The sequence below is a fragment of the Blautia sp. ZXY-1-C6 genome (assembly GCF_056339875.1).
On sequence record NZ_JBWJVQ010000193.1, the window covers coordinates 1 to 22,277 of the forward strand.

The 22,277-nt window shown below is 42.3% G+C and carries 20 protein-coding genes and 2 pseudogenes; 1 reads left to right on the forward strand and 21 read right to left on the reverse strand.

Annotated elements, in window-relative coordinates; translation table 11 throughout:
* Positions 1-10 precede the first annotated feature (10 nt).
* The 16 genes and pseudogenes from AC075J_RS11060 to AC075J_RS11135 all read right to left on the reverse strand — a co-directional run bounded on the left by AC075J_RS11060 (position 11) and on the right by AC075J_RS11135 (position 15,136).
* The gene (locus tag AC075J_RS11060; protein ID WP_476390321.1) at positions 11-622 is read right to left on the reverse strand and encodes a class I SAM-dependent methyltransferase; all 612 of its coding nucleotides are present in this window, start codon (positions 620-622) and stop codon (positions 11-13) included.
* 56 nt (positions 623-678) lie between these two features.
* Positions 679-900, reverse strand: a complete 222-nt coding sequence (locus AC075J_RS11065; RefSeq protein ID WP_476390322.1) for a hypothetical protein — start codon at positions 898-900, stop codon at positions 679-681.
* A 99-nt stretch (positions 901-999) separates the two neighbouring features.
* Positions 1,000-1,209 carry a hypothetical protein gene (locus tag AC075J_RS11070; RefSeq protein ID WP_008704957.1) on the reverse strand — a complete coding sequence of 70 codons (210 nt, stop codon included), beginning with the start codon at positions 1,207-1,209 and terminating at the stop codon, positions 1,000-1,002.
* Between the two features lie 223 nt (positions 1,210-1,432).
* A complete protein-coding gene (atpC, locus tag AC075J_RS11075; protein WP_008704958.1) occupies positions 1,433-1,834 on the reverse strand; it encodes an ATP synthase F1 subunit epsilon in 402 nt (133 codons plus the stop codon).
* Between the two features lie 15 nt (positions 1,835-1,849).
* The gene (gene atpD, locus AC075J_RS11080; protein WP_008704959.1) at positions 1,850-3,244 is read right to left on the reverse strand and encodes a F0F1 ATP synthase subunit beta; all 1,395 of its coding nucleotides are present in this window, start codon (positions 3,242-3,244) and stop codon (positions 1,850-1,852) included.
* Between the two features lie 31 nt (positions 3,245-3,275).
* A complete protein-coding gene (atpG, locus tag AC075J_RS11085; protein WP_022380877.1) occupies positions 3,276-4,133 on the reverse strand; it encodes an ATP synthase F1 subunit gamma in 858 nt (285 codons plus the stop codon).
* Positions 4,134-4,153: 20 nt separating this feature from the next.
* A complete protein-coding gene (gene atpA, locus AC075J_RS11090; RefSeq protein ID WP_008704965.1) occupies positions 4,154-5,683 on the reverse strand; it encodes a F0F1 ATP synthase subunit alpha in 1,530 nt (509 codons plus the stop codon).
* A gap of 124 nt (positions 5,684-5,807) precedes the next feature.
* Positions 5,808-6,347 carry an ATP synthase F1 subunit delta gene (gene atpH / locus AC075J_RS11095; protein ID WP_055150648.1) on the reverse strand — a complete coding sequence of 180 codons (540 nt, stop codon included), beginning with the start codon at positions 6,345-6,347 and terminating at the stop codon, positions 5,808-5,810.
* Entirely contained in the window at positions 6,344-6,847 is a 504-nt protein-coding gene (gene atpF / locus AC075J_RS11100; RefSeq protein WP_008704967.1) for a F0F1 ATP synthase subunit B, read from the reverse strand. The genes atpH and atpF overlap by 4 nt, the downstream gene beginning before the upstream one ends.
* 118 nt (positions 6,848-6,965) lie before the next feature.
* Positions 6,966-7,244, reverse strand: coding sequence for an ATP synthase F0 subunit C (gene atpE / locus AC075J_RS11105; protein WP_008704968.1), 279 nt, complete (start codon positions 7,242-7,244; stop codon positions 6,966-6,968).
* A 130-nt stretch (positions 7,245-7,374) separates the two neighbouring features.
* Positions 7,375-8,133 (reverse strand): F0F1 ATP synthase subunit A, encoded by a 759-nt coding sequence (locus AC075J_RS11110; protein ID WP_020993166.1) that lies wholly within the window; start codon positions 8,131-8,133, stop codon positions 7,375-7,377.
* Between the two features lie 56 nt (positions 8,134-8,189).
* The gene (locus AC075J_RS11115; RefSeq protein ID WP_476390323.1) at positions 8,190-8,606 is read right to left on the reverse strand and encodes a hypothetical protein; all 417 of its coding nucleotides are present in this window, start codon (positions 8,604-8,606) and stop codon (positions 8,190-8,192) included.
* A 27-nt stretch (positions 8,607-8,633) separates the two neighbouring features.
* On the reverse strand, positions 8,634-8,903 hold the full coding sequence (locus AC075J_RS11120; protein ID WP_022380878.1) for an AtpZ/AtpI family protein: 270 nt from the start codon (positions 8,901-8,903) through the stop codon (positions 8,634-8,636).
* A gap of 486 nt (positions 8,904-9,389) precedes the next feature.
* Positions 9,390-10,499: a substrate-binding domain-containing protein gene (locus tag AC075J_RS11125; RefSeq protein WP_008704974.1), complete on the reverse strand. Its 1,110-nt coding sequence runs from the start codon at positions 10,497-10,499 to the stop codon at positions 9,390-9,392.
* A gap of 279 nt (positions 10,500-10,778) precedes the next feature.
* Positions 10,779-11,480: an RluA family pseudouridine synthase gene (locus tag AC075J_RS11130; RefSeq protein ID WP_476390324.1), complete on the reverse strand. Its 702-nt coding sequence runs from the start codon at positions 11,478-11,480 to the stop codon at positions 10,779-10,781.
* 1,396 nt (positions 11,481-12,876) lie between these two features.
* A pseudogene (locus AC075J_RS11135) lies at positions 12,877-15,136 on the reverse strand (hydratase).
* 310 nt (positions 15,137-15,446) lie between these two features.
* Between AC075J_RS11135 and AC075J_RS11140 the strand changes: the two are divergent.
* The gene (locus AC075J_RS11140; protein ID WP_008705009.1) at positions 15,447-15,719 is read left to right on the forward strand and encodes a hypothetical protein; all 273 of its coding nucleotides are present in this window, start codon (positions 15,447-15,449) and stop codon (positions 15,717-15,719) included.
* A gap of 99 nt (positions 15,720-15,818) precedes the next feature.
* Here AC075J_RS11140 and AC075J_RS11145 read toward each other — a convergent pair whose 3' ends face one another.
* The 5 genes and pseudogenes from AC075J_RS11145 to AC075J_RS11165 form a co-directional block, all read right to left on the reverse strand.
* Positions 15,819-16,415 (reverse strand): hypothetical protein, encoded by a 597-nt coding sequence (locus AC075J_RS11145; protein ID WP_025577784.1) that lies wholly within the window; start codon positions 16,413-16,415, stop codon positions 15,819-15,821.
* A gap of 148 nt (positions 16,416-16,563) precedes the next feature.
* Positions 16,564-17,934, reverse strand: a complete 1,371-nt coding sequence (locus AC075J_RS11150; protein WP_118588119.1) for a UDP-N-acetylmuramoyl-tripeptide--D-alanyl-D-alanine ligase — start codon at positions 17,932-17,934, stop codon at positions 16,564-16,566.
* 85 nt (positions 17,935-18,019) lie between these two features.
* A pseudogene (locus AC075J_RS11155) lies at positions 18,020-19,073 on the reverse strand (D-alanine--D-alanine ligase family protein).
* Between the two features lie 12 nt (positions 19,074-19,085).
* A complete protein-coding gene (locus AC075J_RS11160; protein ID WP_081017092.1) occupies positions 19,086-20,465 on the reverse strand; it encodes a L,D-transpeptidase family protein in 1,380 nt (459 codons plus the stop codon).
* A gap of 109 nt (positions 20,466-20,574) precedes the next feature.
* Positions 20,575-21,861: an aspartate aminotransferase type Ic gene (locus AC075J_RS11165; protein ID WP_008705015.1), complete on the reverse strand. Its 1,287-nt coding sequence runs from the start codon at positions 21,859-21,861 to the stop codon at positions 20,575-20,577.
* Positions 21,862-22,277: the final 416 nt, after the last annotated feature.

A 22,277-nucleotide genomic window follows, 5' to 3' on the forward strand; every position in this document is an offset into this window, starting at 1 on the left:
TAGAATTTGGCTATTTCGTTGCAACAATACTTATCCAATGATTTTTTGCATTTGAATACGTTTTGATCTCTGCAAAACCCGCTTCTTTCAAAGCGGCAACAAGTTGTTTAGATGTGTAAATCTTCATACCATTGATCATCTTTGTCCATTTTTCATCTGCGGCATTCGTTCCGTCACTCTCGTTACAAATCAGGAATATGCCTTCGCTTTTCAGCACACGGTTGACCTCGGAAAAGCATTTTACTAATCCTGGCCAAAAGTAAACTGTTTCGAAGGCAGAAACATAATCAAAAGTCGCGTCAGAAAAGGGTATAGCAGATACATCTCCTTGAACTACATTACATTTCCCTTGTTTAATGGCGAAGGCGTTCAATTTTTGAGATTCTGCCACACTAACCTCAGAATAATCCATTCCTGTCACGTGGCCATTTCTACATCTATCAAGCCAAACCGCAATATTTGCTCCGCCGCCACAGCCGACGTCCAGAACTTCAGCATCAGACTTCGCGGAGATATTTGAGAATCCCCATTGCGATAATTTGGCGTGACCACTGTTCATCATCTTCGTCATCAATTTTCCGCCGAAGCCTTGTGGCTTACGGGTATTTTCAAAAAATCTCATTACAGAATTCCTCCTCCACAAATACCGGTTTTCTTAATTCGACAAACCGGTATTGCTCAATCGTTTTTCTCCGTTAGGAGAATATACAATCCATAAATAAAAAGAACAAGGAATAAAACCGTAGGAATCAATAATCCATTTTCTAAAATATTTACAATCATTCTTCCAGGTGGCGTTACCCATGCAGTTGCCGGATTTTGCATTGCCGCTATTATCATTCCTACAATACCAACAACACCACTTAATGTTAAAAAACCACCTTTTATATTTCTACTCATAATCATTACCTCCTCGTTAAATACCGATTTGTTACTCACATGATATCATATTTTTTCTTCAATTACATCCACCTAATTTTAATACACTGCCATTCGGCTTTATTCATCATTTTTTCCTTTTGGTTTCCCCGCAGGGGACTTACCTGATTCGCTTAAAGTGTATTTAAAAGAGCCAACCACCAGCATAGAAAAATAATTTATTTCATGTGCATTTGCAGGATATTTAGATATTCTTAGCTGGTCAAAATCTGCGTTATGAGAAAAATGACACACTGTCTGAGCGAAGCGAGTTTGTGGCATTTTTCTCATGCCTTTAGCAGATTTTTAGCAGCTTAGAATATCTTAATGTCCGAAACCGCACATAAAATAAATTATTTTTCTATGCGTCCCTCCTTCAAATCTCTTCCTCAGATTCTTCCCACTATATCCTCCAAAAAACCATATCACAAGCAAAAAAAGACCGACAGTCTCCTCTCCCGGATCTCCTGTCAGTCTTTATCTTTAACACAATATCTTAATAACTCTTATTTTCTCAGCTCTTCACACTCAAACGCACCAACGCCCTCTGCAGTTTAGCCTCCACAATCTTATAATCATGATCACTCAAGCCACCTTTGGCGATCATCTCCTCAGCTCTTTTCTTAGCTTCCTGTGCGCGCTGCTCATCGATATCCTCTTTCCACTCCCAGGTAGTTGCAAGGACACGACACTTTCCGTTCATAACAGAAAGCATCCCACCAATACAGGCTGCGGTCCGTCTGCTACCGTCTTCCATTACCACACTGGCTTCACCCATTCCCAGGGCAGTACAGTAATTACAGTGTCTGGCAAGAATAGCCAGATCACCACTGACAGTTCTGCAGATCACACGCTCCACATTGCCTTCAAAGAGTAATCCGTCCGGTGTTCCGATTCTCAACGGGAAAGTACTCATAGGACATTTCCCCCTTTACTGATTCTTCGCTTTTTCAAACACTTCATCGATGGTTCCCACAAACAGGAAATAACTCTCAGGAATGTCATCACACTCACCGTTAAGGATCATCCTGAATCCTCTCAGCGTCTCCTTCAGCGGAACATATTTGCCAGGCATACCTGTAAACTGTTCTGCTACAGAGAAGCTCTGTGACAGGAATCTCTGAACCTTACGGGCACGGCTTACAGTACGTTTGTCTTCCTCTGACAACTCATCCATACCCATGATGGCAATAATGTCCTGAAGCTCTTTGTAACGCTGAAGAACTCTCTGTACTGATCTGGCAATCTCATAATGCTCTGTTCCTACGATTTCAGGAGAAAGGATACGGCTTGTGGAATCCAGAGGATCAACAGCCGGATAAATACCCTGGCTGGAGATCTCACGGGAAAGTACAGTTGTTGCATCCAGATGTGAGAATGTAGTTGCAGGAGCCGGGTCAGTCAGGTCATCGGCAGGCACATATACAGCCTGTACAGATGTGATGGAACCCTTTCTTGTGGAAGTAATTCGTTCCTGCAGGTTACCCATTTCAGTTGCCAGTGTAGGCTGATAACCTACGGCTGAAGGCATACGTCCCAGAAGCGCAGACACCTCGGAACCTGCCTGTGTAAAACGGAAAATATTGTCAATAAAGAGGAGCACATCCTGGTTCTTCTCATCACGGAAGTATTCCGCCATGGTAAGTCCGGAAAGTCCAACTCTCATACGTGCTCCGGGCGGCTCGTTCATCTGACCGTAAACCAGAGCAGTCTTGTCGATAACTCCACTTTCTTTCATTTCATTGTAAAGATCATTTCCCTCACGTGTACGCTCTCCTACACCTGTAAAAACGGAAAGTCCGCCGTGTGCAGTTGCTACGTTGTGGATCAGCTCCATGATAAGAACTGTTTTTCCTACACCTGCACCACCGAAAAGACCAATCTTACCACCCTTTGCATAAGGACAGATCAGGTCAACGACCTTGATACCTGTCTCCAGGATTTCTGTTGCAGGCATCTGTTCTTCATAAGAAGGAGCCTGACGATGGATAGACCAGCGTTCCTTTGCCTCCGGTGCCGGAAGATTATCTACCGGATCACCCAGAAGGTTAAATACTCGTCCCAGACATTCTTCACCTACAGGAACAGAAATGGGACCGCCTGTATCCAGAGCTTTGGCACCGCGCACCAGACCGTCAGTAGAATTCATGGCAATACATCTTACCACATCATCACCAACCTGCTGTGCAACCTCGGCAACCAGCTTTGCGCCATCATTATCAATCTCTATGGCATTGAGAAGAGGCGGCAGTTCATCGTGCGCAAAGCGGATATCCAGTACCGGACCGATAACCTGCACTACCTCGCCAATGTGTTTTTCACTCATGTTAGTAATCTCCTATCTGTTGGAAATTATATTAAAGACCTTCTGCACCTGCAACAATCTCCGTGATCTCCTGCGTGATGCTGGCCTGACGTGCCCTGTTGTAATACAAATTGAGCTGATCAATCATCTCTTCCGCATTACTTGTGGCTGCATCCATAGCCATACGTCTGGCTGCCAGTTCACTTGCGGTACTTTCGCAGATACCGCCATAAACCAGTCCTGCCAGATATTCCGGAACAATGGCATCAAATACTGTCTCTCCGTCCGGTTCATAGAGGATCAGATTCTTCGTCTCTATCTTACCTCCGCTTTCCTCTCTGATATCAGTCATAGGAAGCATGGAAAATACCTCCGGCTGCTGAGAAAGCATGGAATCAAAGACAGTATAGCATAATTCAATATGACCAAAGGTTCCTTTTCGAAATTCCGTGCAGAGCATATTTGCCATCTCAAAACAGTCCGCCACAGAAATACTTCCCACTTCTGCAAACTGTTCTGTCAGAGCTTCAATCTCTCTCTGGCGGAAATATTCTACTGCTTTCTTTCCAACCGGCAGAACCATGTAGTCCTTACCTTCAGCAGAAGCCTCCAGACATTTGAAAAGGTTTGCATTATATCCGCCTGCAAGTCCTCTGTCACCTGCGATCACTACATAGCAGGTTTTATTGTTGGAAGACTCTTTCGCATAAACGGATGAGAAATCTGTATTCTCCCTTGCAATCTCTTTCAATGTCTCATGAAGTTCTGTAAAGTACGGACGGCATACCTCTGCACGTTCCTTTGCCTTACGCAGTTTGGAGGACGCTACAAGCTCCATGGCCTTGGTAATCTGCATGGTACTCTGTACACTCTTGATACGCAGCTTTACCGCTTTCATATTCGAAGCCATACGATACCCTCCTAATCACTTTATTTCTCAGGTCTTGTATTCAGGAAGTTCTCTGTATACGCATCCAGTACGCTGCGAAGCTTCTGCTCTGTTTCCTGCTCCAGCTTACCTGTTGAGCGGATCTCCTGCATAACCTCTACGCCTGCTGCATCTGTATCCAGATAGGTATATAATCCTGATTCATATACATTTACGTCTTCAACTTTTACTGATTCCAGAACACCCTTTGTAACCGCATAAAGGATCGCAACCTGTTTCTCTACAGGAACCGGTGCATTCTGGTTCTGTTTCAGAACTTCCACAATACGTGCTCCCTGTTCCAGACGTGCCTTTGTATCAGCATCCAGATCAGAACCAAACTGTGCGAAGCTCTGCAGCTCACGGTACTGGGAATAAATCAGTTTCAGTGTTCCTGCTACCTTCTTCATTGCCTTGATCTGCGCATCACCACCAACTCGTGATACGGAGATACCTGGGTTTACAGCAGGCATGATTCCTGAATGGAATAACTCTGTCTCCAGGAAAATCTGTCCATCTGTAATAGAAATAACGTTAGTAGGAATATAGGCAGATACGTCACCTGCCTGTGTTTCAATAATCGGCAGTGCTGTCATGGAACCGCCGCCATGTTCATCGTCCAGCTTCGCTGCACGTTCCAGAAGTCTGGAATGCAGATAGAAAACATCACCCGGATATGCCTCACGTCCAGGCGGACGACGGATCAGCAGGGAAAGTGCACGGTATGCAACTGCATGCTTACTTAAATCATCATAGATGATCAGCACATCTTTTCCCTTATTCATAAAGTATTCACCCATTGCACATCCGGAATACGGTGCGATATACTGCAGCGGGCTTGACTCAGATGCTGTAGCTGCCACAACGATAGTATAATCCATTGCGCCGTTTCTGGTCAGGTTCTCTACTAATGTAGCTACTGTGGAACGCTTCTGTCCAATGGCTACATAGATACAGATCACATCTTTTCCCTTCTGGTTAATAATGGTATCTGTAGCAATTGTAGTTTTACCGGTCTGACGGTCACCAATGATCAGTTCTCGCTGTCCACGTCCAATGGGGATCATGGAGTCGATGGCTTTGATACCGGTCTGAAGAGGCTGATATACAGATCTTCTCTCACAGATTCCCGGTGCCTTGCTCTCGATTGGCCGGAATTCTTTTGTATCAATCGGGCCTGCTCCGTCAATTGGCTGTCCCAGTGCATTTACAACACGTCCAACCATGGCGTCGCCTACAGGTACAGACACGACCTTGCCTGTACGCTTTACGGTCTGACCCTCACCAATGTTCTCATCTGAACCAAAGATTACGATGGAGACACTGTTCTCCTCCAGGTTCTGTGCCATACCAAAGCTTCCGTCCTCAAATTCCAGAAGCTCTCCTGACATACAGTTTACCAGTCCGCTAGCTCTGGCAATACCGTCACCAACCATAAGGATCGTACCTGTCTCGTTCTGTTGAATGGCATTTTCGTAATATTTTATCTGGCTTCGGATGACCTTGGATATTTCCTCAGGTTTTAATTGCATGTTTCCATTCCATCCTTTTATATTCTATTATTTTGCGCTGTCTGAATTCAGAAATTTAAAGATTTTTCATATCCATATGTCAAATACCCATACAGTACGATTCTCAAATCCGGAATCCAGTTCCTTATACTACCAATTCATTCAGTTTCTTCGAAATACCGGAAATACGGCTCTGTACTGTACCGTCAAGCTGTACGCCCTCCAGTTCCACGCGAAGTCCGCCAAGAACGGATGCATCTGTTTTCTGAACCAGATACACTTTCTTTCCACTTAGCTTCTCAAGCTTCGCTTTCAGAGCTTCCATCTGAGTATCACTGAGCTTCACTGCACTGGTAACCACGGCTTCTGCAATTCCATGTGCACTGTTGTAGCGTCTGATAAACTCTTCGCAGCATCCGGCAAACTCTCTCAGAATCTTGCGTTCACACAATAATTTCAGGAAATTCACCAGATATCTCTCTGCCTGCCCTCCGAAAGCCTCTTCAATCATCTTAAGTCTCTCGTTTTCAGGAATCGCCGGTTCTCCCAGCAATTTCAAATATCCCGGATTTTCCCTGAAAATCTGTCTGACTGCGATCATCTGCTCCATGATCTGTCCATCGAGCTTTTCCTCAGCGGCAAGGTCATACAGACTTCCGCCGTAAACTCTGGCAGTTTTTGTCATGATGCCTCACCTACATTCTCAATAAACTCATCAATCAGTTTTGCATGATCCTCTTCACTAATTTCGCGCTCGATCACTTTTCCGGCAATCTCAACAGCCATACCGCCGATTTCTCCCTTGATCTCGTTGACTGCCTTACGTTTCTCCTGGGCAATGTCTTTCTCTGCCTTCTCTTTCATGGCAGTTACCTGACTGGAAGCCTCCTTAAGCATCTCTTCACTCTGGATAGCGGCTGTTTTCTGAGCTGTCATCACAATGTCATTTGCCCTATTCTTGGCTTCCTGCATATTCTTTTCATATTCTGCCTTCATTGCCTGAGCTTCTTCCTTTGCCTTCACTGCATCCTGGATCTGGGCATCCGCTTTCGCTTTGCGCTTTTCCAGCATCTCATTGATGGGCTTGAAGAGGAAACGTTTGATCAGATATACCTGAATAAAAAGGTTGCAAATCGTCGCTATAAAATTCCACGGCACAATTCCAACTAATTCCTGTACCTGCATGTTTGTAACCTCCTGTCTGTATTTATGCGGATCATTCTCCGGCTATTGCCGGAATTATCCACAGGTTCCATATCAGATGCCGCTTAATCTGTGATATCCGGCATCTCAGCTGTTTTTATCAGCTCAGGAAGTTCATGAACATACCAGGTGCAACGAAGATAAGCAACAGACCGGTTACGAAACCGTAGATACCTGTTGTCTCTGCGATGGCACATCCAAGAAGCATGGTAGAAGTAACATCACCCTTGCACTCAGGCTGGCGTCCGATTGCCTCCAGCGCCTTTGCTACTGCGTTACCTTCACCAATACCAGGTCCGATACCTGCGATCAGCGCACATCCTGCTCCAATTGCACATCCTGCTAATGCGATACCTTTTGCCAATAACTGAAAATCCATATTAAAACCCTCCTGTTAAATAATAATCTGCAGCTTTTCCCCTTTGCTGCGGTATTAATTTTTCTGCTGTATTTCAGCATTCTTTGCGGTTACCACCGCTGCCGTTTTGCTCCGGCAAATCATGTTTCTGCTACTCTTCTGCTGCATTTGCAATATACATTACAGTCAGCATACAGAAGATAAACGCCTGCATAACTCCTGAGAACCAGTCAAAATAGACCGACGTTATCGCAGGTACACCGACATCAAGAATCGGTATCTTTGACAGTACATCTCCCAGTGCACCCGGGATCAGGCCCAGAAGCGCGGAACTTGCGACTGCCAGTGCCCCATAGATCAGGCCATTGATTACCACACCGGAAAGGATATTTCCGAAATGACGACACGCCATACTGACAGGTGTAGCCAGCTCGGAAAGAATATTAAACGGTGTCATAACTGCGATCGGAGTTGTAAATCCTTTCAGATAACCGCCAAATCCGCTGGTCTTTATCTTCTGTGCTGTGATCATAATGAAAACCACAACTGCCCAGGCAGCCTCAGTAGAAAGGTCTGCTGTAGGGCTTCGAAGTCCGATCAGACTGATCAGGTTGGAAACCACACTGGTTGCAAAAAGTGCTGCAACAAATGGTATCAGGTATCTGAATTTCTCACCCATATTTCCGATTACAAAGCTGTTGGCCTTCTCTACAATGAGCTCTGCCACAGCCTGACGTTTAGAAATGTTCTCTTCTTTCAGATCATGTGTCAGCCAGATACACAAACCTGTTATGAGTATCATAACAATCCAGCTTACCACCATTGTCTCACTGATCCTTAATGGTCCGAGAACAGGCACATCAATGGGTAATGTAAAGAATATCCTTGCCCCGCTGATATCCAATTCCATACTCTTTATTCACCTCCTGTCTCTCCCGGTACTGTTCCGGTTTGATATAGAAATACCTATTTGTTAGTATGAAAAATTCCTGCAATTTTAATTCCTGTTCCGGGAAATAAAAGAGGAACGATTCCTGCCACAAAATGAAAACAGGGTGCCACGATTGCCAAGATCACCCACAACATCTGGATCAGCATTCTCTGGGAGTAACTTGCTTTGATCCTCATTCTCGCTGTGTCCTCATCTGTTGCTGCAGCTGCTTTCTGCACTGCAAGTCCCATAAAAAAGAAATTAAGGACTGCCACACATCCTCCCACTGCCCCTCCAAGAAACACCGTATAATCAAACGGTACCTTCTGTGGCATGAAAGCATGCAGCACTCCAAACACGATCCACATCAAAATCAGCCCGATTCCGGTGATGGCAACTACCTTCCCGGTTTCCTTCTTTACGGCAGGCTGAACATTATCCATAATACTCATATAAATCTCCCTTTCGTTTCTGTATCATTACAGGTGTCTGTTAAACGATACTTTATTTTTCTTCTTTTTGTTCTCTTTCTTCTGCTGTCTGTTAATAGAAAGATAAAATTTATATGCCACTGTCCCGGAACCTCCAAGACCAAAGAAAAAACCGGGGATATATACCCATCCGCCAGCTCCGGTCTTAGAAACAATCAGCCAGCATACTGCCAGACATATCAGGACAGGGGTTATGAGAGACAGTCCAAGCTGCGACAACATGGTGACATTTCTGATGATCTCTGACCATTGTTTCATCCTCTTCTCCTTTTTGCTTAATTTTTGTATATATTTTCAAGAATTTATAGTCAAATTTTACCATATATCCTTTAAAATTACAATCTCATTAGATAATTTTATCAAATATTTTTCATCCATCCAATATTTTTTTGTTATTTTTATATCGTGTATGTGATTATATCATCAATATAAATCTTTTTATACAGTCAAAGCTTCTGATTTGTTTATATTTTTATTTCAAAGAAGAAGAGATATAAATAAGGAGCCTGCCCGGAGAGCTTTTTTGTGTCATAGAACATTACGGAGTAATATTCTATGACACAAAAAAAGCACGAAAACAACTCATCACTGTTTTCATGCTTCTTCTTTCGTATATAATTCTGCTTTATATATAAGTTCTGTATTACCGGTCTGTCCCAGCAGACACATTCCTCTTATAGAAAATCTTCTTAATTAATGCATTTGAGACCCTGTACATCCTCCCGGAGCGTTTATCTTTAATTCTTATTCTGTATATAAATATCCACTGTAGTCCGGATCATCCAGACAGTCTGCATCGATCCATGCCGGATTGCTCAGTACATTTTTCTCAATCACAACAGATTTCTTCGGTGCCGTTGTTTCAACTGCTGCCCAGATCGTCTGGTATCCCATAGCATAAGGCTGCTGGGAAACACAGCCAATCTCTTCTCCATTACGGATTGCTTCCTGCTGCTTAGTAGTTGCATCAACCCCTACCAGAGCCGGTGCATCATGCTCATCACTCTTCTCCAGATTCAGATACATCTCTGTAATATCTGCATTGGTGCAGAATACACCATCCAGTGTGGGATATTTTTCCAGGACTTCCTTCATGGAAGCCTCCATATCATCTACCTGATCAGAATAAATGGTTTCCACAACTTCAATATCTCCGTACTTCCCGATATTATTCATAAATCCTTCTACACGATCCTGAACACTCTTTGTCTTCTGCTGTGCGGAAAAAACCGCAACCTTTCCCATCTTTCCGAGTGCACTGCCAAGCTGATAAGCAGCCATCTTTCCTACCTGCACATTATCGGTTCCCCGATATGCCTTCACCAGTTTTTTCTCGGCTACATTAGAATCAAATGCTATAACCGGAATTCCATTTTCCTTTGCAGCTTCAAGCTGTGCCTCACAGGAATCCATGTCACTTGCCGAAATACAAAGAACATCCGGATTCTCTGCGATAACAGCATCTATTGTATTAATCTGAGTTTCTACGTCCTCTTCATTATCAGGGCCTTCAAAAGTCATGGTAATCTGGTCATCTTTTTTATAACCATATGCTTTATTAATTTCCTTTACCGCATCTTCCATGCCTTTCTTAACCATCTTCCAGTATTCGCCCTTGACACATTTGCTTACCACTGCGATCCTTGAACCGGCATGGATTTTTATATCTGTATCAATCTCCGGAATCAGCGGACTCTCATCCTCTTCCTTCACCGCTTCTGCCTCTGAATCGGATTCTTCGATAGCGTCTGCCACCAACGGCTGGATTGTCTCTTCCACCTCCGCTCTGCTGCATCCTGTCAGCATTGCCAGTCCTGTCATTAAACTTATCGCTGCTGCCGCCGCTCTTTTCATTTTAATTTCCTCTTCCTTTCAGTGCTATACTGCACATTACAGCAATTTCATAAAATAATGTATAATTTCTGTCAACTAAAAAATCGATATCTGCCCAGTACTCTCACAGAATAATTAACATCGAACAATTACCTGTAGCGATCCTCTTAAATGCATTATTTACGAGAATTGCTATAAACCTTATAACTGCATATTACTTTCTACATTATACACACTTTACGAAATTCGTCCAGAGATTTTACACATTTTTCACTTTTATACATCAAAAATTGCGCTATGTCAATGTCTTTTGAATGCCATACCTGCAGGCTGCACCTGAAACTCCAACTGTTTCTTTGTCACCGGATGCTGAAATCCCAGTTTTGCAGAACAGAGAGCCAGCGGTTCCTGACTATTCTGACCGGGATTATACTTTCTGTCACCAACCAAAGGCATTCCGGCATGCGCCATCTGCACACGAATCTGATGATGCCTGCCTGTATCCAGATCAATCCGAATCAGATTTCTTTCGCCACAATCCTGTGCATCTTCCTTATTTTTCCAGGTTTCCAGAACTTCATAAGACAAGATCGCCTTTTTTGCTCCGGAAGTTCCTCCCTCAACCACTGCAGAGCTGTTGGTCCTGCCATCCTTCTTCAGCCAGTCCACCAGTTTTGCACTCTTCACTTTCACTGTTCCTTCTGTAACTGCAAGATAAGTCTTCTTTATTTTTCCCGCTGTCATCTGTCTGCTGAGATCTGCTGCTGCCTTCGGATTCAGGGCAAATACAAGAACCCCCTCCACCGGCTGATCCAGACGATGGATAATACCCAGATACGGCATCTTACCCGGCACCTTCTGAGCAATATAATTCTTCAAGAGGCTCTCCATATCCATACTGCCAACCCGCGCATTCTGAACTGCAAGCCCTGCCGGTTTGTGACAGACCAGAATATCTTTATCTTCATATAAAATATAATCTTTGATATCTTTTATCCACATAAAAAAACTCTCCTTTTCATGGAGAGTATATCCTAAAATTCCATTTCACGCAATAAACGAATATATATGAATACAATTTGAAAACGGTCATCACTTTTTACTTTTCCTGATTTCAAAAATGATGACCGCTTCAATGTTCTTCGTTATTCAATTTATTTTCCTCTTAGTATTCTTTCTATAATAAAATAATATGTTATTTACAAACTACTTTATAAGTTCACTATTAAATTTTTCTATGTTTATTTAAAATTCCTATTCTGTTTCCTGCTCATAATCCATATGTACTGTTTATAATCTGATTCATTCCTGCTTTTATGCTTTTATGATATCAGTTATTCAGTTCATCGGAACTTACTTAGAAAGTTTTATAGATTTTAAATTATAATTTCACGTATTATAATTTGTTTTTCATTTATGAAATATCGGATACACTTTTTCATTATTTTTCGTGCTAAGCAATCATAAACCTAACTTCTTAAATTCACAACTGTTTAATTTCCTTATGTGCTTTTCATATTTATCGAACATTAATGGCAGATGTTCTGAATTATGTAAAGTATCACTGAAAAAGTACCTTAATATTTCTCTCAATATCCTGTAATTTTATATACCGGATATTCTTCTGATGCAGGATTTCAAACCATATACTTAAACTTCTATATGCCTCTCAAAACATCGTTCTTACCTTCAGTTTATCTGTTACCTGAACCTCTGCTTTCAGGCTAACTACTGAGATAAGGGTTATGCTCTTCCGGTAAATATTTCTTTACACATTTACCAAAATCCCTGTATCAGGTCTGCAACAGATATTCAATATAAGTTATCGCTTCTATAATACCTTTGATACATTCCTTCCTTATTAATCAGACTGTGCGTATGCTCTTATATTATATAAGGAAAATACTTTTTTATAATCTCCGTATCAGGTCTTTCTTGCAGGAAATGCGATACCCGTCACTCTTATATTGATGAAGTTATAAATTCTTTCCCAATGGAATCACCCGAACCTTTCTTTTATTTTCATCCTTTTCATTGGAACATTTATATATGCTATGAATTGAATGAATTTCTTTGATTGTTTAATTCGTTTCCTTGTTTCTTTTGATGGTGTTATAATAACACTCTTGTTATTATTTGTCAATACATTTTTGCATTTTATTTCAATATTTTCTATTTATCTTTGTCTTATTTGCACTAATTTTATAATATTTTTATTTATTTGATAATTTTCAGATTATTTCACTTTCTTCGATGCAGTATGTTGCTGCCCGGGGCTCTATTATATCCACGAATCGCTCCGCTGCAAAGCAGTTCCCGCAATTCTCATAATTTCATAAACAATAAAGATGCAGCTACTCCCAACCTAAAGAGAGGATAGCTGCATCTTCATCACTTCCTATTTTCGATTATAATTAATCAGGCATCCCTTAAGGATAATCTCACGCTCATCATCCGTAAGCTCCCCAAGAGCCACTTCAAACTCCTTCAGTCCCTCAGCACCGACAATATATCCCTGGATCACATCATCCTTTTCTTCCACTGCCTTACGAATCTGCGGGAAGAACAGATAATCTCCGTTTGCAAACGGAAGCTCCCCTTCTTTAATCAGGAATGGAAGCATACCCCAGTTGATCAGATTGGAACGGTATCTCTTTGTCGCATACTCATTGGCGATATTTGCCCATCCGCCAAGCACTTTCTGACAGGAAGCAGCCTGCTCACGCGCAGAACCATCACCTGGTTTCACTGCAAAGATCGTACTTCCCACACCAAGATTTTCCTTGCTTACATTCGGATAATCCTTTTTGATCACATCCATTACAGGTTTCATCTCCGGTAATGCCTCAACCGGACATTTTCCTTCCTGAATAGCCTTCTGAGCTTTCTGAACTTCTTTCGCACGTCCTACATAAGCAGGATCTTTTCTGGAAAGTGTAAACTCAGCCAGTCCAAGTGGATTGGAACGATAAGAAGATGTCTCACCGGATGGGATCAGTTCATCTGTTGTAGTAACCGGATCATGGATCTCAGAAACAACCTTCACGATCAGATTCTCCGGAAGTGCAGCCATCTCCGGCCAGTCCTTAATATTCGGACCAAACTGGATCTCTACACCCGGATCAGCTATACCCTTGCTGTCAAATACACGATTGTCATAAATTGTCTTATCAAAGAAATATTTCTGTCCTGTATAACCACCCGTATAATCCTCTGCTGAAGTCAGGAAACCTTTGTTTGCTGCAGTTGCCGCAATAGAACGTGCGTCCATAAGTGCAACAGAAGAAATCTGGCCATTCTGGATTTTGGAACCTTCGCGGTTCGGGAAGTTTCTGGTCGTATGACGGATACTGAATGCATTATTTGCAGGAGTATCCCCTGCACCAAAGCAAGGTCCGCAAAAAGCAGTCTTCACAACAGCTCCCGTTTCAAGAAGTCCTGCCAGAACGCCATTTTTAGCCAGTTCCATATAAATCGGAGTACTTGCCGGATATACACTCAATGTGAAGGCATCTGCACCAATGCTCTTGCCTTTAAGGATATCAGCTGCTGCACAGATATTTTCAAATCCACCACCTGCACATCCTGCGATGATTCCCTGTTCTACATAAAGTTTACCATCAATTACTTTGTCTCTTAATGTATATGGAACTTTTCCATCAAGGCTGATCTGTGCTTTTTTCTCAACATCTGCCAGAATATCATCCAGATTTGCCTTCAGTTCATCAATTGTATATGTATTGCTTGGATGGAATGGCATAGCGATCATTGGTCTGATCTCACTCAGATCAATCTCTACACAGCCATCATAGTATGCTGTTTCACCTGGTTTCAGTTCTTTGTAATCTTCACTTCTGCCATCGGATATCATAGAATTCCTGAATCTTCTCATCTGTCTGCCAGATAGAGGAAAGACAGGTGGTCTCTGTTGTCATTACATCTACACCAATTCGGAAATCAGCACTTAAATTTGCAACACCGGGTCCTACAAATTCCATAACTTTATTCTTCACATATCCGTTTGCAAAAACCTTGCCGATAATCGCAAGCGCAACGTCCTGAGGACCTACGCCCGGTCGTGGAGAACCTGTAAGATAAATGGCAACTACACCTGGCATATTGATATCATAAGTCTGGGAAAGAAGCTGCTTTACAAGCTCCGGTCCGCCCTCACCCATTGCCATGGTTCCCAGTGCGCCATATCGTGTATGGCTGTCTGAACCGAGGATCATTTTACCGCCTGCCGCAAGCATTTCTCTTGCAAACTGATGGATAACCGCCTGATGAGGCGGTACATATACGCCGCCATATTTCTTGGCACAGGTAAGTCCAAACATATGATCATCTTCATTAATAGTTCCGCCTACTGCACAGAGTGAATTATGGCAGTTTGTCAGTACATATGGCACCGGAAATTTCTCAAGGCCTGAAGCACGTGCAGTCTGGATAATTCCGACAAAAGTGATATCATGAGAAGTCAGTTTATCAAATTTAATCTGAAGTTTGTCCATATTTCCGGAAGTATTGTGTGCTTTCAGAATTGAATAGGCAATTGTACTCTTTGCAGCTTCCTCTTTGGAAACAGGAAAATCTGCCTGATTCTCCGGAACAATCTTCTGACCATTCAGCAAATACACACCGGTATCGTATAATTTCATAATGTCTCCTCCATTCTGTTTTTTTGCATATCACAAATGCAGTTATGGAACTCACCTTATCCACACCAGTCTTCAAATTTCCAGATGAAAACTGATTTTCTCCTGAACCGGCACTTTGACACGCTAATTTATGGAAATTTAGGTTTTATTATAGAATATTCCACCGGAATAATCAAGCCTAAGACTATAAGTATTTTGCTGTTGCTTTTCACTTTCTTTACTTTCCCGCAAAAATCCGCTATACTGGGAATCACTTAGAAAATGAGATTTCTGCCGCCTGTGGCAGTTCTGACAGGGAGGTATTACCGATATGTTCCGTTTATGGGGAAAATTATGGAAAGATAATCATTTACTGAAAGATACTGTAATCTGCGATGACTCCGAAGATACGCGGACCCACAAGATTTTTCGTGGTCTGGAAAGTATCTGTTATGAAATGGATCTGGGAAACCCAATCTGGCTGGAATCTACAGTCAGACATTTTAAGAAACATGGAAAAGCCAGATTTTATCAGGATAATTTTATAGAGCAGATTGATTTTGATTATCTGGAGATCCAGGTAATTGAAGAGGATGACGAATAATAAATTATTCTGTCTTAAAATGTGTACAGGATCAGAAACTTTACATTGCCATATTGTTTCTGATCCTGTGTATCTCATTTGCAGTGAATTTTCATGTCTTTATTTCATAAATTCTCTTATGATTTCTCTCATAATCTCATCTTCCTCGGGTGTAAGCATTCCGCTGAAATGGCTTCCTGCTGCTGCAGTCTGGCGGATACTGTCCGCAATATGTTCAACGATTTCCTCTTTTACAGCTTCGTCAGCCTTCTCCGGCACCGGCACTTCTTCTACCCATGTGCGGGCATGTTCCACATAATCAGAAAAAGAATTCATCAGAAGTTCTTCTCTGTATGTAAAATCCAGCGCCTGTCTCAGCAAAAGCAATGCTGTCGGAATGATCGCAGCCACATAAAGATATGCCAGCGGCATTCCGTCCCATCGTGCATCTTTGGAATACAGAAAAAAAGCCAGTCCAAGAAAAGCGATACAGAAAAGTGACGGATACCAGACAAACCGGTTCATACGGTTCAACAGCCTGTCTCTTGTTTTCCAAAGATTTGTCCATTTCTCTTTGAGATTTGATTTAACCTCTGTATTTTTTCTGATCATTCTTCGGTAGGTAAGATGTGTGGTCAGCATCCCCAGTGCTCCCAGTCCGCCCATTAACATCATGGCATACAGCAGGAAATGCAGTTCCATAACTTTCTCCAGCATAACATCCTCCTCACTTGAACAGATAAGACTATCTGCTTCGCTGCCTGCTCATAAACTGACAGGATTATTATACTGCTGTTTCCGGTATCATGGAACTAAAATCGCTCATCAAATTCTCTCATAAAAAGACAAAAATGTCTCGAAGTGTTTACATATTTTCCAGTTTCGTAACTACCTCTTCAAACTTCATAAAATGGGAAGCTTTCACAAGAATAGTGTCACCATCCTGTACATAACCTTCCAGATGCTCCAGCAGACTTTCTCTGTCCGGCTCATAGATTACTTTCAGGTCCGGATTTGTCCGCTGTGCTCTCTCTGCCATATTTCTGCACAGTTTACCTGTACAGATAAGAACATCAATATCACATTTTCCGGCATGCTCTCCTACCTCCTCATGAAGCTGAACTTCATTCTCTCCAAGTTCACCCATATCGCCAAGGACTGCTATTCTGCGTCCTGCACCATCCTGCAGAACATCCAGAGAGGCTTTCATGGACATGGGATTTGCATTATAGCAGTCATCTACGATCAGAAATTTATCTGTTTCGATCATTCTGAAACGACCGCTGATCGGCTCCAGGCTCTCGATTCCGGCTTTGATCTGCTCAGTTGTAAGTCCATAAATATTTCCAACTGCAGCTGCTGCCAGCGCATTATATACCATATGGCGCCCCGGCATCGGGATATCAACTGTAAATGCAGTATCCCCCAGATGAATGGTGCAGGTCATTCCCTTTAAACCTCTGCTTACAATCTTATCACCGTAAACCTGACATTCATTACTCATTCCGAAAAATACAGGTTTTATCTTTTCATATTCTTTTACTGTGATAAGCTTGTCATCATCGCCATTTAATACAATATGTCCCTCCGGTCTGAGGAATTTAAAAATCTCTGTCTTTGCTTTCAGAACACCATTTCTGTCTCCCAGATTCTCCAGATGGCAGGTACCGATATTCGTGATCACGCAGGTGTCCGGTCTTGCAATCTGCGCAAGTCTGGTCATCTCACCGAAATCACTGATTCCCATTTCCAGAACTGCAATTTCATCTTCATCACGCAGACGAAAAACTGTGAGAGGCAGACCAAGTTCATTGTTAAAGTTGCCCTGTGTTTTCATAGTATGGTATTTCTGGTTCAGAACAGATGCGATCACTTCTTTTGTACTTGTCTTACCAACGCTTCCTGTAATTCCCACAACCGGGATCTGAAGCTGCTTTAAATAAAACTCTGCAATATCTTTCACTGCCTGAAGAGAAGATTCTACTGCGATATAAGGAAAATCAGCGTTATCAAGCACCCGTTCCGACAAGGTTGCCAGTGCCCCTGCTTCCATTACCTGTGGGATAAATTTATGGGCATCTACACGTTCCCCCACAATAGGTACAAACAGACATCCTTCTTCTGCTTTTCTGCTGTCTGTGATAACAGACATTACTTCTTCCTGTAATTTATCAGCCGGACCATAATAAGTACCGCCGCATACGCGGGCGATATTTTCAAGAGTTAAGTTTTTCATAATATTTTTTATATCTTCTTTCCTGTTATAGCAATTCTCTTAATAATGCATCTATAACAATTCTATAAATTACTGCAGACACGCTCTATAGTGTGAAATCCTGCGTCGGATATTTTTTCATGGAAACTTCAATCAGTTTCTCACATAAAGTCGGATAGTCGATTCCCAGAACTTTTGCCTCCTGCGGAATCAGACTGGTTGGTGTCATTCCGGGAAGAGTATTTGCTTCCAGACAATACATATCTCCATTCTCCTTCATCATGAAATCAAGACGGCAGTATCCTTCCATAAACAGAGCTTTGGCTCCTGCTTCCGCATAATGCTGCATTTTCTCTGTGAGTTCCGGTGAAATTTCGGCAGGACAGGTCTCAATCGTAGAGCCGGCCTGATATTTATTCTTATAATCATAGAATCCCTGAAGCGGAGCAATTTCGATGATCGGATAAGCTTTTCCGTCCACAACCGCTACTGAAAATTCACGTCCTTTTATATATTCTTCGACCACGACTTCATTTTCATAAGAATAAGCGTCTTTGAGAGCCTGCTCATATTCGGCCTGATCATTCACAATATAAACACCTACACTGGAACCGCCACAGCAGGTTTTTACAACTACAGGAAATTCCATTCCAAGTGCTTTCAGATCTGTGGTCATTTCTTCTTTTACCATAGACACTCCCCGCGGTGTTGGTACATTATTCATCAGGAACATCTGCTTGGTGATTCCCTTATCCATTGCCAGGGCACTGCTTAAATATCCGGTTCCTGTATATTTGATTCCCATCAGGTCAAATGTTGCCTGTACTTTTCCATCTTCTCCGTTCGCACCATGAAGTCCCAGGAAAACAATGTCAGCCGCCTCGCAGAGTTTCAGCACGTTTGGTCCGAAGAAGCTTCTTCTCTCTTTTTTCATCTGTTCAATCCTGTCGTTAAATACTGACATATATTCTGATGCTGCGTCTACATCATACTCTGACGGAAACGGATTCTCCCAGTCCACATTCTCAATGCCGCAAAAAATATCCACAAGAATCGCCTGATGTCCTTTCTGTCGTAATGCCTTACATATTCCTGTTCCTGATGTAATGGAGACAGTACGTTCTTGTACTTGTTCCCCCCGCTAATACTACAATCTTCATCATTTTTCTCCTTTATTCATAAATAACAATCGGTGTGTTCTTCTCAACATTGCTGAAAATAATCTGCACCTGATCGGATGGTGCACAGATGCTTCCATGTGTGCCTTCAAATTCATAAAGCTGTCCTCCGAAATCCATTCTCCATGGAGCATCACTGATCCCCAGATTTCCATCGAATGGGATCCAGTAATTTACAGCAGAAGGATAGTCCTCTCCGTTCACTGTACATCCGCTCTTCATTTCACCTGTTGTATAACATCCCACAGGAGTTGCACAGTTGGGCACGAATGGATTTCCGGATACGATCTGCGCATCCGCAGTCGGCGTTCCATCTTTATAGAATACCATTCTCTGGGCCGTCAGGTCAATCTCTATATACGTATATCCGATATCATTTGTTTTCCTGACCAGACCTTCATGGGAATAAACAGGTTCTCTGACCTGGGTTTCTCCGTTTTTTATCAGTTCTGTAAGTTCTTTCAGCTCCGCTTTCTGATCGATCTGCCAGCCATAATTCCCTCCGCTGACAGTAATCTCACGACCATCATATGTATTAAATGTTCTCTCTGTTCCAACCGTATCATATTTAGCCGCCAGTTCACTGATATATGCTTCTATCTGTTTTTTGTCAAGTGTATAAAGACCGTTTTCATCTGTTGTGAGCCAGTTTTTGATCATATCTCTGTCTACTGTCTCTGTGCAATCGTCAAAATCATAGGTTATCACTACATCCGTAAGCTTGTTTATCAGTTCACAATTCTTCGTCAGAGTTTCATCACTCTGATAAACTTTCGGTTCTTTGTAGCATCCATCTGCTTCCAGATCAACCGGCGTTCGTCCTGTGACAAGAGCATCTATAATATCCTGACTTGTTTTTTCTGGTTTCAGTGCAGTTCCCTCCTGCTCAGGAACAATTACAAACTTATCGTCTTTCTCTTCTATATGAGCATCCGAAGGCTCTGTCATATTCTCCTGCTGCATACATTTCAGTTCGGAAATGGCAGCCTCTGTCTTCTGCTCATCATATTTAATGGAGGAGGACACTTCATAATTCCTGTGCTGATTAAAAGCAAGAAACCATGTAAAACGATCCTGATTTCTGATCAGTTTATCAACACTTCCATCTGAGTCATAGGAAAGTCCCGCCTGTTTTGCTGTGATACTTTCCTGTCCGTTATTTCTGGTGTCAATAGTAAGAACATATGCTCCCACCTTCTGCGTAAGCAATTCTTCTGACTGGGATACTGTCATATAGGAACAGTTGAATCCGTTTACCATTGATCCCGGTAAGAAATGCTCTGTGAAATAGTATACACCATATCCATATACTCCGGCAGTCAGCAGGAGCAAGATTATGATCAGGGTGATCATGATTTTCTTTCTGCTGCTCACGACATCCTCTCCTTTCTTTTTTATAAACAGCAACCGCCCGGCAAGAAGTTATGCCGGGCAGTTTTATTATCACATTATTTATCCAGAAAGTAAATACGATTATTCTCTTTTATGCGTTTTCCAGTAATTTCTCTACACTTGTAAGTTTAACACAGAGTACGAACACTTCTGCTGCTTTTCCAAGATCCTCAGGAGTCGGGAAGCTTGGTGCAATACGGATATTGGAGTCTTTCGGATCTTTTCCATATGGATAAGTTGCGCCTGCTCCTGTAAGTACAACACCTGCTTCTTTTGCTTTGGCAACAATAGCTTTTGCACATCCTTCCATTGAATCAAAGGAAATGAAGTATCCACCATGTGGTTTTGTCCACTCGCCGATTCCAAGACCGCCAAGTTCTCTGTCCAGTGTGTTAAGGACCATTTCAAATTTCGGACGGAGAATTGCAGCATGTTTTCTCATGTGTTCATGAAGACCGTCGATATTTTTGAAGAATTTTACATGACGTAACTGGTTTAATTTGTCATGTCCGATTGTCTGGATCTGCATGTAGCTGCGGAAATCTTCCAGGTTTGCTTTGGAAGCTGCAACTGCTGCAATACCGGAACCCGGGAAGCTGACTTTTGATGTTGATGTAAATTTATATACAAGATCAGGATTTCCTGCTTTTGCACATGCTTCAAGGATTTCTACAAGGAAGTCCTGATTGTCATCATAGAGATGATGAATGCTGTATGCGTTATCCCAGTAGATACGGAAATCAGGTGCTGCCGGTTTCAGATGCGCAAAGCGCTCTACTGTTTCTGCTGAATAAGTATATCCCTGTGGGTTGGAGTATTTCGGCACACACCAGATTCCTTTGATGGATGCGTCTTCACTGACAAGCTTCTCTACCATATCCATGTCCGGTCCCTGTGGTGTCATTGGCACGTTGATCATTTCGATTCCGAAGAATTCTGTGATCTTGAAATGGCGGTCATATCCCGGTACAGGACAGAGGAATTTTACCTTATCAAGTTTGCACCATGGGGTATTTCCCATTACACCCTGTGTCATAGAACGTGCAATGCTGTCAAACATAACGTTTAAGCTTGAGTTTCCGTAGATGATGATGTGGTCCGGATCTACTTCGGACATTTCTCCAAGGAGGCGTTTAGCTTCCGGGATTCCGTCGATAACACCGTAGTTACGGCAGTCTACTCCTGTTTCGCACTTGAGGTCTGAATCGCTGCTTAATACGTTCATTAATCCCATTGAGAGATCGAGCTGGTCTGCTGACGGTTTTCCACGTGACATATCGAGAGCTAAGCCCTTTGCTTTGATATCTGCGTATTCTTTATCCAGCTGTGCTTTGAGTGTAAGCAGTTCTTCTTTGCTCATGTCGCTGTATTTTTTCATAATATTCCTCCTTGTTCTGCCATGGAAGGATGTCCCTTTTTCCGTATAAGGCAATCATTTGTTTTTCCTACGGCAACAGTTTTTTTGCTTTTTACATTTTAGTATGGTAAAGTAGGGTTGTCAAGTGTTTTTATGGAATTGTTAATATTTTACCAAAACAATCGTTACTGTTCACTCCGTTCACAGTAACGTAACCCAAATTCATTCCGGATTGCCGTAACATCTTTCTCTGATACTTATAACAAGCCTCGTAAATAATTAGCCAAAAAGCAAGTCGAAATCCCTCGAAAGTTTCGGCTTGCTTTTTTGAGTGTGACAGCGTATATTTAAATCAGTTAACAGATCTTTTAACTGTCTTAATTGTTCTTGTCAGGTCATCCTGATATCTTTTTATTACTCCTTATACAACATCCATT